This window comes from Caldiplasma sukawensis (assembly GCF_052315375.1).
In the GTDB taxonomy this organism is placed as follows: Archaea; Thermoplasmatota; Thermoplasmata; order Thermoplasmatales; family Thermoplasmataceae; genus Cuniculiplasma.
Genome location: NZ_JBLSDG010000009.1, coordinates 36,673 through 54,029, shown reverse-complemented (window position 1 = coordinate 54,029; position 17,357 = coordinate 36,673). Strand labels below are relative to the sequence as shown.

Genomic DNA, 17,357 nt, shown 5'->3' with positions numbered 1-17,357 from the left:
GAACGCATGAACAAGGAGATAAGAAGAAGGATCAAGATCATTGATTCAATGCCTTCTGAAGAGAGTGCAATGAAGATCATTTATCTGAGGGCAGCAGAGATAAATGACAAATGGTCAATGAGATCATTGAGGGGATATTATAAATGCATTGATGAGATTAAGGAAATGTTCCAAAGGAGGTATCCTTTATAAATACACAACATTTGGGACACTATGATAAATTTCCAGTGTTTATCATCATAAATATTAAAATAATCGATAAAATTTTATTCACGGAATTAAAAAAAATAATTATATGTTTTATTTTAGTTTAATGAAAAAATTGCATTAATTTTTTGTAACTATTGAGTACAATGATGAAATGATAATAGAGGCAAACATCAGAAAGAGTCCGCCTAGTAATGGATACAATGAGATCACCAACATTTCAGGTATACCTGAAATGCCAGAGAGTATTTTCACAAGAGAGAAAAGATATGACTCGTTATATCTAAAGTAGGGTAACAGAAAGCTAAGGAAACCTATTAAGAAAAAGACTGCATATTCTCTTTTTCTTTTGAAAGGAAAGAAGAAGAAAGCAGGTATAAATGCAAATATTACGTTGTGAAGAAAATAAGATACTAATATTGATGCTACGATCCCAGATATTAAAAAGGCAATGGATATTTTAATGTTCATACTTTATCACCACCACTGTTTTTTGATTATTCATTATGTAATATTGATGATTCAACCAATGATCCAACTGATTTTTGAACCAGTAGCTAAGCACGTTTTCGCTTGGACCCCCTGGAAAAACGCCAAGAAATACCTTTTTTTCTGGTATTGAGATTTCCCTTAGTGAAGAGCCAATCTGAACATAAGGTAAAGGATATTGTAGAACACGAGGGGTGTATCCTACACTAACCGTATGTCTCCCACCCCATATGGGTATTGGTCCGATTGAAAGTTGAGGAAGTTGTGTTAGGCTCTCTATTTCAAGTAAATGAGCATTCCCCCAGTTCCAGTTTGAAACGTTTCCGATTTTTGAGTCCATAAAGGAAATTGCCATTTTGAAAGCCTGGATGACTGTAGAACTGAAATTTCCGTTGTACCAGGAAGAGTTTGGATAATTTTTAGCAAGATAAATCGCAGTATTTGTATATGGATTTGGAACAATATTTAGCAAACCCGATTTCTCATAAATTCTATTAAATGATATATTGTATATTGCAGCTGTCAAATAAAGATAAACTGTAGGATTTTTCATATCCTGATAATATGAAAAATTCCAGTTTTTCAAAAGATTTAAAGCATAACTCTCTGTGTAGTTAATATTTGTTAAATTTTCCAAGGGCTTCAATATCAATGGGAGATATTGTGATGCCCAATAATCGGTTACATTTGACTGAAGTTCCTCCATATCAGTAAGATTCATTTTATTATGAGATTGTATAAAATGGTATATTGACTCAGCTCTTCCCCCACTTGCCCAGTATGAACCAACAAATGGGAATGGGTAATTTTTGCCAACGGTTGGCTGATTTGGAGCAAACATGTAACCTCGTTCTGGGTTTACCTGCTGTGGGAGATATTTGAATGGAACATAACCGTCTGGTTCATATTTTGAGGAGGACCCATTTAGTAGTGATACTGATCCAACAACCTTAACATTCTTTCCGTCAGGTAATGTTTCATTTATCAATGGATATCCACCTGCAGTTATGTATCCCGCATGATGCAGTGAAACCAATGCAAAATTCTGAGGAGGTGCTGGTCCCCAGAATTTCAGTGCATTCATCATCTCAGAATAATTGCTTGCCATATCCAGTTTTATTTCAGCAAGTAAATCAAGTGATGGATACCTGGAATCCCAATTTAAGCTTATTCCATACCTGTTGTTTCTTGCTATAAGTGGACCATTATTTGTACAGTATACAACATAATGGTTTCCATCCTGTGTGTAAGAGCATTCTGTCATGTTAACAAAATTCCCGTTGTATAGGTATGTATTGTTTTGAAGAGTTTCCAGATAATCATTGGCTGAATTTCCTTCTGGAGTAGTTAGTCCAAAAGATGTGTTTGAAGTGTGGCCTATAAGTACACCTGGAACACCTGCCAAACCCCAACCTGTAACATTCATTTGATTGTCAACCAATTGAAAAGGAATCCATAAGGATGGAGCAAGCAGAGGCAGATGTGGATCATTGGCAAGCATATTTTCATTGCATAATGAATAATTAGATGTGATAATCCAGCTGTTTGATCCCACAGGAGATGACCAGTCATGTGAACCGGGCAATGCATAAGGATCGCTTATGTTGTTATACGCACTCAGGATGAGATTGTATGAATCATTGAGAATTTTCCCACTTATGCCCGTAGCCCAGCTTGAAAACCAATCCTGATTCCAGAAATATGAAACATTAATTCCTTGATCAGTCAAATTGTAACCGTTAACTGTTCCTGAGCCTGGAACCATTGTTATATTTTCAGTATAATAAGGATAGTATGGCCATATTTGTGAATAATTAGTGTATCCAAGTTTAATTTCAAACATATCTGATTGAAGAACTGAACAGGCACCTGTTGCAAGGCTCCAGGACATATACTGTTGCCATACAAGGGAATCAAATACACTCCATAAAAATGGCTTTACTCCAAGTAGTTTGAAGCCAAGGATGTATTTAGATTGTGAAGAATTTATAAATGCGTTGACACCATTTGCATAATCCTGCAAATAACCATAGCATGTGGGATAATTTGTCTTCAAATAATTAAGTAGAGTCTCTGCATTCCTGTTTAAACCAATAAGTCTCATAGTTATGTCAGATGCGAGACCAGTTGATCCTACTAGACTTGTAAGGTTTCCAGCAGCTAGGGCTGATTGCAGCTCCATCTGAAATAATCTTTGTGACGCACTGTAATAACCCTGAGCGAAGAATAAATCTGTATTGTTATTTGCATAAATATGTGCAAGTCCAGAACTATCTATATCAACAGTTACATTTCCATAAATCTGAGGAATTATTATTGTCCCGGAGGTTATGTTATTTGAGTTCAAAGATTCAAAAGCCCCATTATAAGGGTTTAAAACCGATAATTGTGTGGAAACATATCCAACCACCCCAAGTAAAGCTACCGCTATAAAAATTGAAATGATTTTTTTTGTTTTTACATTCACAATTAGGGATAAAAATAGAGTTTTATAAACTTTGGGTGAAAACGGATTGGGCAAAATTTTACCTTTAATTTTTTCTCTGTTATTTCTCTTCTTTTATTCAATTCTCTAATAACTGGTTGACCTTCATTATACTCACTTTTATTTGCAAAAAAGATATTTATTTACTAATAATATATTTTATATCATTCTTTAGAATTAATTGAATATAAGGTGTCTCACACTTTTTGCGAATTTTCGATATTTTCATTGTATACTGGCATAATATACTTGGATTTTTATTCATCTTTTATTCTGTGAATCCATTAATTTATTTCTCAATCATAAAAATAAGGAGATTAGATAGAGATTGTATCAAACTTTCTTCAATCTGACATATAAATTAGAAATTGAATGATAATTGCGTCATTTATATCTACATTGTTGTCAATTATTTTTATTCATTAAATTTTTTTCTACTGATTAACTCAAAATTACCTTTAACATTCAATGATGAATGTCCAAAAAATTTTAATCTAGTTACACCCTTAAAAAGTTAAAAATTTCTTTTCGTTAGAGGAGAATTACGAAGTAGTGATGGATTAATCATAAATGGCAATTAATCATAAGATCGAGGTCGCCACACATTAGGAAGAGCATGTTGGAAAACTTGGAATAAACCAATTCTTAGATGACGTAAGTAAAACGATGATGTTCTCCTCAAGTTGGGAAAGGTATTGGGGAAGAAACAGCCCTAAATTATAAAATGGGGATATAGTGTTATTTTCATTCAAAGATAGAAGAGGATAGTATGTCATAGGCGATGCAATTATCCATTACGATGGCTTTGAAAAAGGATTTCATTAATGTGGTGACAAATTGAAAAAGGAATGGAATATTTCTACCACTTTTTTGGATACAGGCAATACTAGAAATACCTTTCATATGAAAAGTTTAGAGTTTAAATTTATAACTTCACCCCAGATATACCTAAGATAGTATATTTTACTCCAAGTCAGTATACACAACTTCTTTCTTTTAACGTAAAAGAGTGATCTTTCATTGCTTAGTAAATACAATGAATAATATTCAATACAAAAAACCTTTAAAAATTTATAAAATGATTTAAATTCAAAAAGAAGCTATTTAAATTCATCTGATTAGTGAATGCGTATGCTTATCTTTAATTTATTCCCCTAACCCAATAACTTTATCTTTTCATTGACCTTATTGATTATTAAACACACTATTGCAATAAAAGACCGAGGTTATATAAAAACCCATATTTCATTGCTTACACTACATATTGTGGTATTTCTATAGCAAAACCCGGTATTACTTCGTTTCTCTTCCTTATTTTTGATAGTTTCAAAACTTATGCCATAGTGTCCTTAAATTTTGTGTAATCAAGAAGAATGAATATCCTAGAACATTTGCTCGATCTAATCAATTTATTTATAATGTCCATTATGTGGTCTCATTAACCATTTATAATCAATCTAAGTTACATTCAGATTAAGGATCTTCATTGATCTTCTCCTATTCTTTTCGAGGACATCCTTCATGATATCTATTCCTTGAACAATTATTCTCTTCAAGGTATGCCTTTATATCTCTCTTCATGAGAGATTCCATGAACTCCTTCACGGTCTTGCTAACAATTTCACATATTTTTTTAAAACTCTTCCATTATTCATTGCCTCCTGTGGTTATTCTTAGGAGGCATTCTTTTATGTTTCATGAAATTTATCCATTTTTGATGGGGTTATTTCATTTGTTCTTACACAAAATTCCGGATACTATCAAAATTCAGAAGAATAATCAGATTGTTTACATTGGGGATCGTTAAGAAGAAAGTAAAGCAAATTAATTGGAGGTAAATTAAAAGTGATTAAATTTGATCATTGAGGAATGGAAAGAAAACTTATCTCAGATCAATCGATGCCAAAAAAAGTAAGAATGAATTTCGATAATACCATTAACACTAAAAGACGGAAGAGATTTCACCTCTTGCTCAAACATTTCCTTAGAGGCTTTTCTTTACTGTCCATGCTTGAGGCATTTTAAGGATTGTCAATACCAGCAGCTAGTGGGTTAATATCCATGTTCGTTTTGACAAAAGTATAAGCTGCTGATGTATGGTTTGGCACAGCATTGCTTTCAGGACTTGTCGCAGGATATCTTAATCATGAAGAGAAGGAAACTTATAAATAACAATGTGACATTAAATAACGTGTACAGAAGAAAGAAAGTTGACATAATCAAATATCTGTATATTGCAGGTATGATTGGGAGCATTCTTCTGATACTCAAAGGGATAGGTATTGTCTGATTTATTATATATAATAATTGAATCTTAACTTGAGTTTATGTATTATATCCATTGTGCAAAGTCTTAGAATGACAATATTCACATCTCGTTATGTCATGGCTTAAATTTGATTGATTTCTTTAAATATTTTTTACGATCAAGGAAGGGGATCTTTTAACTCACTAAGCACAGACCTATTTAAAGTCTCAAGTAACGTCATGTACATAATTCGACCAGAATGAGAAACGATGTTGTTACTAAAATGGAAAGTCTAATAACATTTGCGTTATTATTTTGTGAGATAAAAATGATACTTGCTTTTGGTTATGTTCAGGCATCTACAATCGAAGAGGTGAAGCAGGGATTAAATGAGAGACAAAAAGAGATCCTTGAGAGATTCTTCAAGGATAAAGGATGGGATTACAGAATATACGAAGATAAGGCCAAATCAGGAGCAAATATGGAGAGGGAGCAATTCAAAAGAATGATGAGAGATTTCAAAAAAACAAAGCCAAATGCTTTCGTTGTCACAAAGATAGACAGGTATGTATATTGAAGAACTTGAAAAAAATAGAATAGGATTCATTTTAGTCCAGAACAGCGGAATCGATACAACCTCACCAAATGGAATACTGCTGTTGCATATTCTGGGCTCTTTTGCAGAGTTTGAAAGAACAATGATCAATACAAGAACTTCAGCAGGCAGAGAAAAGGCAAAGGCCAAAGGTGTTAAGTTCGGAAGGCCGCCACTGAAGACTTCAAAAACCAATGGAGGAAAGTATATCGATCCAAAGAAGGTACTGGAATTGAAGGAGAAGGGGATGAGCATGAGGGCCATAGCAAAATTAATGGACTGCTCCATAACGCCTGTGAGGAGAATAATTAATGATACATAAAGCAGGGTTAGGTTCTTCAGAGATTATGAGAAGGGCGAGATAAATGGATTATGTCAATAGAGACCCGTTTTCCCAAATACTGACTCTATATAATTTTTTTCTTCATGAAATGGACAGCAATCCACAACATAAAGTAGTTCATTGTTATTAATCTTCAACTTTATCTTTTCAAGTTTTTTGTAAAATTCATCTCTATTTTTGTTTATTTCTTTTTTACAGTTTTCTATGCTTTCACATTTTTCCTTAAAGTTTGAGTCCTTAAGGAGTTTTAAAAGCAACTTGATGATTTCTAATCCAGTATCACGTGATTTCACATGGGCCAATGTCATGCTAGATTTCCACTCTACTGAGTAATTTTGCGAATTTTCCCAATTTTTTGATTTTATAATAATTGGACTTCCATCCCTTGTATTTGCAGTGTTATTTTTATTCATACTTTTCAAATAGTTTTCTATTTCTAACACCTCTTTATTATATTCTTGTTTGTTACACCAAACTCCATAAGCACATCTAAAAACCTCTTTTCCATTAATCTTATTATCAGAACATTCTCTTTTATCAAAACTAATTGCTACATTGATACTACTATTTTTGTTTTGCTGTTGTAAACATTTTATCACTCTAGACTCAAGATCATCAATTTTTTGATTCAATCTATCGACAATCTCTTCAGATTTTTTAAAATTCTCCAGAAATTCTGGATTTTCAGTATTGAACTCTGCTTCAAAATGGAACATAGCTTTTTCAACATTCCTTGGATATGGCCTTTTAATATATCTAGTATTTAACTTCATAACGTGGAGATTATCATCTCCCAAAATCTTGTCGGGAAAACAGTTCATTGACTTTTTGACTTCATCAACTTGATCTGATACATCTTTGTAGTGCTTCTTCAGGCTCTCACTAATCTCTTTCTTTATTTGTATGTTTTTTAGAAATTCACCTTTCCGAGCTTCTTCTGCTTGAAAGCTGTATAAAGATAAAAATATCGCCAAAAATGCTGGAACAGAAGGCGGAATTGTGATTTCCAAAAACGACATTATTACAGATGTTTTAAATTTAAATTGCCAAAGAACTACAGAAATTATAGCAATAAACAAATAAGATAGAAATATGATTACAAAGAACCATTTCCTAGTTATCATTTTTATCCATCTATCCCCATCACTATTACTGGTATATCGATGTCAGCAACTCCCCTGTTCTCCAGGTCCCACTTTATCTGTTCAAAGTAGGAAACACCAGAGGACATTTGATCGGCCATATTTTTCATTGGTACTATCTCAACTCCGGCATCAATCACGTTATGATTGTGAAATATTGTCATCTTGGCAGACACATTATAGGCCATAAAAGCGTATTTTCCGAACTGAACCTCAACTCCTAGCCGATTCTTTACGAAATCCATTTCCCTGAATGCCCCGTTCCCAAAAGGTAACTTTATCCTGTATTCGAACCATCCCAGGGCGTTAAACCTCATCTTGTATTCTCTGTTCAGTAATGGTGGGCTGTATAGCATCTGCCCCGGCATTGTTTTCTCCTTGCTGACTTTGGTTTTGAAATTTTGGAGTTCAACTTGTGATATTACCTCATAAATTTCTGAAAGCTCATTCGGAAAATGTTCACTTATGTACTTTTTTCCATCCTTTTGAGAGAATTCACTTATCACTTTCATATTTTAACCAGTCCTCTGGTATCCTTGAAACTTTTTCCTTACCTGTTGGTTCATAAACCTTTGTACCAAGTTTTCTTATTCTAAGTGTGCCATTTGCCATTGCCCTCACTCTTTCTATTGTAGTGTCAATGTATTTGTCATCTCTTTCAATACTTATTGCCTTCCTGTTCAATAGGAGTGATGCCAGGGCTGATGATCCCACTCCTCCGAATGGATCCAGTACGGTGTCCCCTTCATTTGTGAGTGCCAGAACAAGCCTCTGAACAAGTTCAATGGGATACTGTGCAGGATGCTCTGTTTTCTCAGGATGGTTTGCCTTCACGTTTGGTATATTCCAAATCTGTTCTTCCCAGTCCTGAAGAACCATGTCCCATACATCTCCGGGGTTCTTGCCTAAAGGATTTCCAGATGGTTTACCATATTTCTCACCTTTCCTGTAATGTGTTTTGCCAGGATATTTCTGTGGTATTCTCACGGGATCAAGATTGAATATATAATCATCAGACTTGGTGAACCATGATATGGTTTCATATCTTCCAGAAAATCTCAGTGATGCATGCAATCCATGTTCAATCCTCCATATGATCCTGTTTCTCATCTTCATTCCATTTTGTTCCTTGAAAATTCTGTAGAAGAAATAATCAAGAGGGAATATTTCCCTGTTATAAACATAATTGCCAACCTCCCACGCAATACTTCCATCATCCTGGAGTATTCTTACGCACTCTTTTGCCACATCAGACTGATAAGAAAGATATTCATCAAGTTTAACTCTTTCCTCATAAACCTTCCCGATATTGTAAGGTGGTGAGGTTACAACCAATCTGACAGATTTGTCAGGAACTGTTTTCAGGAATTCCAGGGAATCATTCTTGCCAATAAGAAGATCAAATCCGGGAAGATATGTTTGTGAAACACCATATTTTATCCTTTTAGAGGTGATATCTGAAAAAACAAGTTCCTCTTCCTTTAGCATAATAAAAAGTAATATTCGATTTTTACTTAAATTTATCCTGGTTCTAACTTTTAAATTGACTTAAATTAACTTGAGATATATTACCTCACTTTAATAGAAAAAGATCTAAATACTTGCTGTATTATCCCTTATGATCTCTGTAAATATCGGAAGTAAAAGAATGAGGATACCTAACCTATTGAAATGGGCAGGAGGAAAAACAGGTTTGATCAATCAAATAATGGATTCGATCCCGAAGGATTTTCTTACATATTATGAACCTTTTGTAGGAGGAGGAGCCCTTTTCTGGAATCTTAAAGCAATGGGAAAGATAAGGGACGCAGTAATTTCAGATGTTAATCCATCATTAATCAATTTTCTAAGGATAGTGAAAGAGAAGCCATATGATTTGGATGAAGAACTTGACAATTTTAGAAATTTAAATGGGAACATTGCATATTTAGAAGTAAGAAGAAAGTTTAATCGAGAATGCAAAAAAATTATTAATGATGTTGAAAACGCTGCAATGTTTGTTTATCTTAACAAAACATGCTTTAATGGTTTATGGAGAACAAATTCCAGAGGTGAGTTTAATGTGCCATATGGTGGTTACAGTGTTTATCACTTGCCAAATGAAGGAGAAATCATTTATTATTCATTGCTATTGGAAAATACGAAAATTTTACTTTCAGATTACAAGGAAGTAATCTCATTTGTTAAGGCCGGTGATTTTGTATATCTCGATCCTCCCTATGCTAGAAATAAAAAAAGTAATTTCATACAATACAACCAGTTTCCATTTACGGAGAACAACCTAGATGAATTGGAGAAGGCGGTAAGTAAATTAACTTCAAGAGGAGTTAAAGTAATACTCAGTAACAGTCTATCAGAAAATGTTCTACGTAAATTTTCTGGATATAGTAAAATTATTGTGAATAGTCATTACAGCATTAACAGTAACGGAAATGGAAGGGGGAATAAAAAGGAAATTCTTATTAGAAATTTTTGATCAAATCAAATATTTACCGAAAGCAATTTTTCTACTATTTCAATAACTGCTGCCTTGAAAGTGACAATGCTCTGATCCGTAACGGTCAAATCAAGGTGTTCGTGATATAGTTTATTTCTGTTCCGGTGAAGGTTGTTAACAGTTATCCACGTCGTATCGCTTATTCCCTGATTCTTTGATCTGTTTTGCACATTTTTCATTAAACTTTCAAAATCTGAATTTTTGGTATTGTCCTTTATTACGTAAAACAGATAGTCTTTAAAAGCTATCTCAATAGTTGAATCTAGTATGATCAGGATGATTCTGTTCTTATGCTCAGGCTTCTTTCTTTGTATAAGAATTTCGGCAATTTTTATGGCATCAATAATTCCCTGTTTCCACGGGGTCAATTTTTCTTTCCTAGTATTCATTGAGCCGCTAGAGCTTTTAATTTTAATATTTTGGTATTCCTTAGCGATAGTTTCTATATTTTTCACGTTAGTTTCATTAATGTGTCCGATATTCCGGCTTATGGGTTGCTGGGAACCAAATCCTCTAGAAGAAGCTAATTTAGATGAGAATTTAAGATAGTTAAAGGAAATTTCTTTAATATAACCTAATATATATTTAATTACTGGATTATCATAATTTAACCCTGATTTTGTACTATTCCATGGCATAAGATAACTTGGCCCATTAAGGAATATCTCACATCTGAATCTTGCATATCTTGCATGCGGAAAATGAAATTCTGCCTCATTGAAGCCAAGCTCTGGTGATTTTGCGGCCGATATAATCAGTCTATTATTGCAGTAAATATAAAATCCCCAATCACCAGTTTGGTGAAATCTCTCCATTAATCCAACTTTTACCTTCAATGATATTTCATTTCCGTTTAAATTCACGGAAGTATTGAAATTTCTTGCTGATTATTTTTCGTATGGAGAATCAAATTTTGACCATTCTTCAAATTTAGAAAATTTGACTGCATTATCATTTATGAAAATCTCCCCATTATTAGAAAAGCTATAAGCATATGTTTCCGCAATGAGTTTTCTAAATTCTCGTTCAGCCTTTTCCGGAAACTCGAACGTAAGTTCGGTAAACTCGAATTCAGTCTCGCCCTCATCGAGATTAGCTCCTTTATAATATATTATCTCCCAGTTTTCATCATCAAAATATTTTTCCACATCGAGTTCAGTTCTAAAGCCCAACTCACCTGGTGATCTGCTTCTTATTTCAAACTTTTTAGCTAGGACAAACAAAGACCTTTTCAGCCCCACACCAAATTCACCTATAGTTGCATCATCTTTCCCGTTTGAATTTTCTCCAAGTGTAAACATCCTTGCAATATCGGATTCTTTAACCCCACCAGCATTATCCCTATAGTAAAGGCTATTCTTTTCCTTATCTAACTTAATATTAATTATCAACTTTTGATTTGGTTTGGTTCGATTCCATGAATCTATAGAGTTATCTATCATTTCCAGCAATGCTTTTTTATAATCTAAGTCTGTTGCCATTGACCTTAATATCCTTTTTTTAGGGATTATACTTATGTTAACTTGTGTTTCTGTAGATTTATCCATAATAATATAATTGATTTTCATATTTAAATATAGGTAGAAATGAAAAAGTTGTAAATTTATCATTTATTATTTTTAGAAATATTTTATGAAGAATAATAAATAATATTCTGAATTTTGTTTAAGAGCAAATTAAATAACTCTATCAACGATGTTTAACTTTCAGGAAACATAAAAGGATGCTCTCATGGGCTAGTTGAAATCTGAATACGAGAGCAAGTTGTCCAAGCTGGAAGAAACTATTAAGAAATTAACCAGCGTAGTAATGGAAAGATATTCCTAAAGGCAGTGAATTAAATCAATAAGATACTTGAGGACTTTTACAGCATGCAATAAATCTTTGGGTAAGATGTAGGGCTAGCGAACAGGCTTGAGGAAATGAAGTAGAAGTTTTCCTTTATTGAGTATAAAAAAATAAGATCAATTTAAAATAATTATTTTCCTTTCAGCCTTATATATTTACCATTTTAGAACGAAGTTAAAGTACAATGGGCTTACGTACTCCTTTTCTATCCTTGTTTTGATTTCTTTGAGTAAAAGAAGAGTTTCCATATCGACCCTGAGTGAAGTGTCCATAAAATTCCATTAATTCAGTGAATATAAGGATTTTCAGATGCATACAATTATGCGAAAACACAAAGACATTTACCTGGCTAAGTTATGGATTCGTGAACTCTTACAAATCTCTTATGGCGTATCCCGGCGGGAAGTATTACATGCTTCCGGATATCCTTAAAATTATCAATAATGCGAAGAAAACGACCCTTGTTGACGTATTCGGGGGATCCGGCAAAGTACTCATGAATGCGGACGCCAGGATAAAGGTGTATAACGACCTGAATGCGGATCTTGTAAATTTTTTCGAGGAAGTGAGGAATAACCGTGATAAAGTAATTGAGAAACTGTACTATATCTTGAAATCCAGGGCTCTATTCTTGAAATACATGGAAAAAACTTAGAATAATATCGAGAGCACGTTCCGATATATATAAAATTCTTTCCTTGAACCGCCAGGGCAAATCTTATTTCTATTAGACCTAAAGGAATAAATCACTAAAACTTCTGAAGACTAGTGATATTATCTGTGATCGTTAAGAGTTAGTAACATTATGGACCATCAAGATGTTCAACTTCAAGTATTTAATCAAAAGATATGATTCCGAGATGAATTTCTTTCATCTTAATCCTACATACCAAAATGTCAAAGGATTTTATGAATATGGGATAAAGGACAGTGATTTATTGATTTAAGAGATATATTAGGTCAAATTAAGGGAAAATATCCGTTAAACCTATATAATTATGAATTAGTCAGAAGAGTCTTTGGTTAGCCCATACTCATGAAGGGACTTAAATTATGGAATAAATGCAAGCCTGAGAGATAAAACATAGATGATTGAGACGTTTTACTGTTCCACTTAAGCCCCATTCTCTTATGTGGGGTAATCTTAAACGTCCTACAAATTTTGTCATATAGGTGTAATACCTTTGAATATTAAGCAAATATATATTTTTATAGATAAAAAAAATAACAAAATGTGACATAATTCAAGGAATTTTATTGTGATCATTAAATTTAAAGGCATGCTGCCTTTAAAGCTTAGATTAGTATCAGGAAAAATTAGATATAAAAAATTATTGCAGAGAGTTAATGCTTTGAATACTATATTTACTACATTTATTCCAGGAAGGTCTCCCATGTAATAGTTCACATTAATCCACTATTGATCGAGCATTCAACATTAACTTGGATTGAAAAGAAATGACTAGACAAGAAACTTTCAGATGGCTGAGCACTTAAATTTACAATTGGATTTACTCATGCCTGAAGGCTCTGCTATGTCAAGCAAATAATAAAAGAGATGGCGATAGAAGAGCAGATTTACTTACAAACAAAACCTGTGAATTATCTCTATATATCGTGAAAAATAGATGATGTAATTGAAAAGATAAGATGGAAGAAGTGGAAGGTCGTCAAGTTTATAACTTATTCTGCTCAGGACGACTGCATACATTCACTGCCATCTACTATAAGAAGGATGCTTTAAAAGGCTTTGTAAGCAGGGGTCAAATTTGTTTCCGACAGTGTCACCTCTTGGAATAAAAGATTCCTATCTTCTTTCAGATTATAAGGATCAGGTGCGAGTTCAGGTTTCAAAAGCGACAATGGATTATGAACTAAGCAGTATAATACAACCAAGGATTGCACCACCTTATGCCAGACTCAAAATACTCTTAAACACAAATGACATGGTGCAATAAAAAGTGTTATCTTCATATCTATAATGTATTCACTCAATATTATGACATCATTTTCAGACGATCTGTGAGATATGATAGAAAGAATCGCATCTTGAAACACTAAAACCTCTATAGATAATACCTTCACACCTGAAGCTCGAATACAACTGAACTAGACTTAATGCAGGGTGAAGGCATATCAATGGGATACTTTGATTCCATCAAGGAGAAAAAATTTCACTTAACACTTAATAAGTAGATTATTTTTGGGATGGTGGAAGTAACAAAAGACTCACTAATAACATTAAGTAATAAAAGTTCCATGAGATTCAGTGCATTTTTTCAGATAAGATTTTTTCTGATCTCCAATTAAATTCTCCTCAATATTCTTAGATAGCTAGGAGAGTAAAAAGTCATTGCCCTTTCTTTTAGCAGAGTCCAAGCTCCAACGTCAAAAGTTTTAATCAATTCTTCCTTGCCCGAGTTGAGTTGCGAAAATAATTCATTCTTTGTTAGCAAATCGATTATTTCTACAACCCAATTTTGGTCATCTTTTTCTTTCTCCATATCTAGTCATCAACTTCTAAGTTAATATTTATGATCATAGTTTCATCGAATTGGATTAATGGTATATTCTTTTATTTTATAATTTATTTTTAACCCTTCTAATCGGTACCTTGCATTCTTCATCATAATGCCAAAATATATTTCCGTTCACGGAAGATTTAGTAATATATCTTGCTGCACCTGAAAGTGATTTCTTTATAGTGCCATCTTTTAGTTTTATCGAACCATCCTGAATTACCTCTGCTGTTAAAAGCTCCCCTTTATATCTGGCATATAACTTCATACCGGGGAGGAGTTTACTCACGCTAGTATTATTATCAACTTGCTTTTGTGCTGTTAATACTATATTTTGTGACGAATCACTATCTATATTTAATGTGTCAAACTGATAAGCATATACATCAGCATTTTTTCTCTTATATTTTTTAAATTCAAGAATCAATGGCGGATTCTTTAGATTGCTGAATGCCTTTTTTAGCTCTTTAGTAACATGGTCAATAATTAATGTAATTATATAGTTTTGCTGAACAATATCTGTTATTGTCTTATGTATTTCTCTATTTTCAAAGAGATTTTTAATTTCACTGTTCTTGTCTATATATTCATATATTTTCTTTATAAGATCTGAACGAGCTGTGTGGTCTAACATTATCCTATAGAAACCGCTTATTTGAGGAGTTATATGATCAGTCATACTATGTACTATGCGTTCAACTTCAATAACATACAATCTATTTGGATTTAAGGTTATTATATACATATCCGGAATTCTACTACTACCCTCAGGAGGTTTAATTTTTAATTTTCGTATAAGGATTGATTTGCTTCCAAATATTCGTTGCGCATTCATTATAATGTCTTTTTCCATGTCATCCTCCTTATCGTATTCCAATGGCCAGTATTCAATGCCATCTAAAACAAAAATCTTGTCGGTCTGCTCCATTAAGAACTACCTCCATTTCTAGAAAATAGCCTCATTTTACTTAGACTCCTTTGTGATCTTAGAAAGAATAATAGAATAGTACGAAATCATAGATGTTGTCAATCTGAATGCCAATTCAGCATCGTCTATTGTCGAATGATATGTCTCTCTATGAGGTCCAATCTGGGTCAGTTTATCTATTGATTTTTTTAGTTCGTTGGTGCTCTCCAAGTATACTTTCACAGCTTTTTGTATTGCCTCTATTCTTTGTTCCTTTGAAGGCTCTTTTTCCTCTACTTTCGAGTCGGCTCCTATTAATTTATTTATTTCGCTGTAGTAGTCTTTATGGTATTTGTCGAATATGTCCCATGCGCTTCTCAAGTCTGAAAGTATGTCGTCAGGGTTTTCCCTTTTTAATAATTTAGTGTTTGCCCGAGCTATTTTCTGAATAACCTCCTCAAACCCTTTTGCATTTGGGTTAACATTCTTGTTAAATTTTAGAATTTCAATTATTTCATATTCTCCTAGGCACAGTTTTGGTGCATAATCATTTATCCAATCGGAAGCTTTTATTATGATGGGTATCTTAGTAGAAGCGGTTTTGAGTTGTAATTGGGTCTTTCCACTGAGCGTAGATAAAAGATACAGTTCAGGAGCATTTGATAACTTTAAATCTATTTTTGAATCTATCAAAAAAGTTGAGTTTTCAAAATAAAATATCTTGATATCAGCCTCTAAAAGAACATCACCTTTTTTCTCAGACTTCCTTTCATCGTTTATTAATTTTGCAACTTTCTTCTTTAACTCTACCTTAAATTCAAGGCTTATATCAATTTTTTCATCTTCTTTCCTGTCCTTAATTTCTATTGCGTTTATAGGGAAATTTATATGGCTTCCGTTCAGATCGTTTTCTTTCCAAAGTTCTAGTTTTCCAATTATTTTCCCTTTATAAATCAAGTCTCCGGAAGCGCTAATTAGAGCTTGTTTCCCATTTTCAAATTGGCATTTTACCGTTATTTTCAGTGTGGGATTAAAAAAACTATCATTTATTCCAATATCTCTAAATTCCATTTTCATCAAAGTTTCACTCCACTTTTTATGTTATAATCAACAATATACATATTTTTTCCGGTTACTTTCAATCCCTCCTTTTTTCTCCAATTCCTCGATCTTCTCTCTATTTTACTTTCCGTAGCTATTCATCCAAGTTTCACCCCACACTTCTTGCAGTATACAGCATCAAAATCATTACTTGCATGACATTTAAAACAAATTTTGGCCTTCCCTTCGTATTGCATCATCATCTTTTACACTTGGAGATTTTTCCACGCGGCCTTGACGTGCCAGCAATTGTATGTTTTATCATGTTCGCACCAGAGACTTAATTCGCCATTGCCGTTCGTCTCGACGTATTTGTTGAATATTCTTGTTAGCTTTCCCCGCTTCAATTCCTCCACGTTGATGTGATCGTACATGACATTGATATGGGATAAAAAATTTAGATGTCTTGCCGTCTCTGCTTGCTCTTCTGTAATTGAAAATCATGACACATTTTTCTGACTAACTGAATCTAGGGAAAGTCTACGATTTCCTCTACCCTTAACACTTTTTCAATTGCCAAAAATTCCCACTAACATATATAATATCTTTCACTTAATAATGTTTACTGAAATATTAATAACAATTCCACTTTCTAAATCCATGATTAATATGGAAAAAACTTAGATTGCCGAATAAAAGTTGAAAATGAGATTCGTAATTTTGATTTTTTATATTACAAGCGTCTTTTAAATCTACCTAAATCTATAAAATTCATTCCTTTTCTATACAATTTTTAAGTGAATGTCAAGAGTGTTTTTAATTTAGATAATGAGCAGGAAAAAGGAAATTTTGTCCCTTTTTCCTCCTTTTCAGAATTGGATTGGTGTAATCATTAACTATGTATTTCAATTTTTAAAAAAATGATTAAGGTTTTTTTGAGTCTATGTCTTTTTTTTATTATATATAACATTTGTTAGCAAAATTAAATAACAACCTTTAAAAATAAAAAAGAATTATTTTTATTTGATAGAGTGTA

16 protein-coding genes are annotated in these 17,357 nt (G+C 33.0%); 6 read left to right on the top strand and 10 right to left on the bottom strand.

Features of this window, described 5'->3' with window-relative positions; genetic code table 11:
• Positions 1–192, top strand: a 192-nt coding sequence (locus tag ACNF4Z_RS05760; RefSeq protein ID WP_458328290.1) for a transposase, incomplete at its 5' end; no start/stop codon positions are given.
• 135 nt (positions 193–327) lie between these two features.
• Here ACNF4Z_RS05760 and ACNF4Z_RS05755 read toward each other — a convergent pair.
• The gene (locus ACNF4Z_RS05755) at positions 328–678 is read right to left on the bottom strand and encodes a hypothetical protein (RefSeq protein WP_458328289.1); all 351 of its coding nucleotides are present in this window, start codon (positions 676–678) and stop codon (positions 328–330) included.
• Complete coding sequence (locus ACNF4Z_RS05750; RefSeq protein ID WP_458328288.1) at positions 668–3,163, bottom strand: penicillin acylase family protein; 2,496 nt, start codon at positions 3,161–3,163, stop codon at positions 668–670. Before ACNF4Z_RS05750 ends, ACNF4Z_RS05755 begins: the two co-directional genes overlap by 11 nt.
• Before the next feature lie 2,594 nt (positions 3,164–5,757).
• Between ACNF4Z_RS05750 and ACNF4Z_RS05745 the strand changes: the two genes are divergently transcribed.
• Complete coding sequence (locus tag ACNF4Z_RS05745) at positions 5,758–6,006, top strand: recombinase family protein (RefSeq protein ID WP_458328287.1); 249 nt, start codon at positions 5,758–5,760, stop codon at positions 6,004–6,006.
• Positions 5,996–6,346, top strand: a complete 351-nt coding sequence (locus ACNF4Z_RS05740; RefSeq protein ID WP_458328286.1) for a recombinase family protein — start codon at positions 5,996–5,998, stop codon at positions 6,344–6,346. Before ACNF4Z_RS05745 ends, ACNF4Z_RS05740 begins: the two co-directional genes overlap by 11 nt.
• Positions 6,347–6,399: 53 nt before the next feature.
• On the opposite strand, the gene ACNF4Z_RS05735 is transcribed toward ACNF4Z_RS05740, so the two are convergent.
• The 3 genes from ACNF4Z_RS05735 to ACNF4Z_RS05725 form a co-directional block, all read right to left on the bottom strand.
• Positions 6,400–7,386, bottom strand: coding sequence for a hypothetical protein (locus tag ACNF4Z_RS05735; RefSeq protein ID WP_458328285.1), 987 nt, complete (start codon positions 7,384–7,386; stop codon positions 6,400–6,402).
• Positions 7,387–7,493: 107 nt separating this feature from the next.
• Positions 7,494–8,021: a BglII/BstYI family type II restriction endonuclease gene (locus tag ACNF4Z_RS05730; RefSeq protein ID WP_458328284.1), complete on the bottom strand. Its 528-nt coding sequence runs from the start codon at positions 8,019–8,021 to the stop codon at positions 7,494–7,496.
• A complete protein-coding gene (locus ACNF4Z_RS05725; RefSeq protein WP_458328283.1) occupies positions 8,005–8,997 on the bottom strand; it encodes a DNA-methyltransferase in 993 nt (330 codons plus the stop codon). The genes ACNF4Z_RS05730 and ACNF4Z_RS05725 overlap by 17 nt, the downstream gene beginning before the upstream one ends.
• Positions 8,998–9,157: 160 nt before the next feature.
• Here ACNF4Z_RS05725 and ACNF4Z_RS05720 point away from each other — a divergent pair, with 160 nt between their 5' ends.
• Positions 9,158–9,985 carry a DNA adenine methylase gene (locus tag ACNF4Z_RS05720; RefSeq protein ID WP_458328282.1) on the top strand — a complete coding sequence of 276 codons (828 nt, stop codon included), beginning with the start codon at positions 9,158–9,160 and terminating at the stop codon, positions 9,983–9,985.
• Between the two features lie 5 nt (positions 9,986–9,990).
• On the opposite strand, the gene ACNF4Z_RS05715 is transcribed toward ACNF4Z_RS05720, so the two are convergent.
• Positions 9,991–10,869 carry a hypothetical protein gene (locus tag ACNF4Z_RS05715; RefSeq protein ID WP_458328281.1) on the bottom strand — a complete coding sequence of 293 codons (879 nt, stop codon included), beginning with the start codon at positions 10,867–10,869 and terminating at the stop codon, positions 9,991–9,993.
• 24 nt (positions 10,870–10,893) lie between these two features.
• Positions 10,894–11,553: an ATP-binding protein gene (locus ACNF4Z_RS05710; RefSeq protein WP_458328280.1), complete on the bottom strand. Its 660-nt coding sequence runs from the start codon at positions 11,551–11,553 to the stop codon at positions 10,894–10,896.
• A gap of 686 nt (positions 11,554–12,239) precedes the next feature.
• On the opposite strand from ACNF4Z_RS05710, the gene ACNF4Z_RS05705 reads away from it, so the two are divergent.
• Both ACNF4Z_RS05705 and ACNF4Z_RS05700 read left to right on the top strand, forming a co-directional pair.
• The gene (locus ACNF4Z_RS05705) at positions 12,240–12,509 is read left to right on the top strand and encodes a DNA adenine methylase (protein ID WP_458328279.1); all 270 of its coding nucleotides are present in this window, start codon (positions 12,240–12,242) and stop codon (positions 12,507–12,509) included.
• 1,114 nt (positions 12,510–13,623) lie between these two features.
• Entirely contained in the window at positions 13,624–13,812 is a 189-nt protein-coding gene (locus tag ACNF4Z_RS05700; protein WP_458328278.1) for a hypothetical protein, read from the top strand.
• A gap of 348 nt (positions 13,813–14,160) precedes the next feature.
• Here ACNF4Z_RS05700 and ACNF4Z_RS05695 read toward each other — a convergent pair whose 3' ends face one another.
• From ACNF4Z_RS05695 to ACNF4Z_RS05685, 3 genes are all read right to left on the bottom strand, one after another.
• Positions 14,161–14,358 carry a hypothetical protein gene (locus ACNF4Z_RS05695; RefSeq protein WP_458328277.1) on the bottom strand — a complete coding sequence of 66 codons (198 nt, stop codon included), beginning with the start codon at positions 14,356–14,358 and terminating at the stop codon, positions 14,161–14,163.
• A 76-nt stretch (positions 14,359–14,434) separates the two neighbouring features.
• Positions 14,435–15,301: a hypothetical protein gene (locus ACNF4Z_RS05690; RefSeq protein WP_458328276.1), complete on the bottom strand. Its 867-nt coding sequence runs from the start codon at positions 15,299–15,301 to the stop codon at positions 14,435–14,437.
• 36 nt (positions 15,302–15,337) lie between these two features.
• Positions 15,338–16,351, bottom strand: a complete 1,014-nt coding sequence (locus ACNF4Z_RS05685; RefSeq protein WP_458328275.1) for a hypothetical protein — start codon at positions 16,349–16,351, stop codon at positions 15,338–15,340.
• Positions 16,352–17,357 lie beyond the last annotated feature (1,006 nt).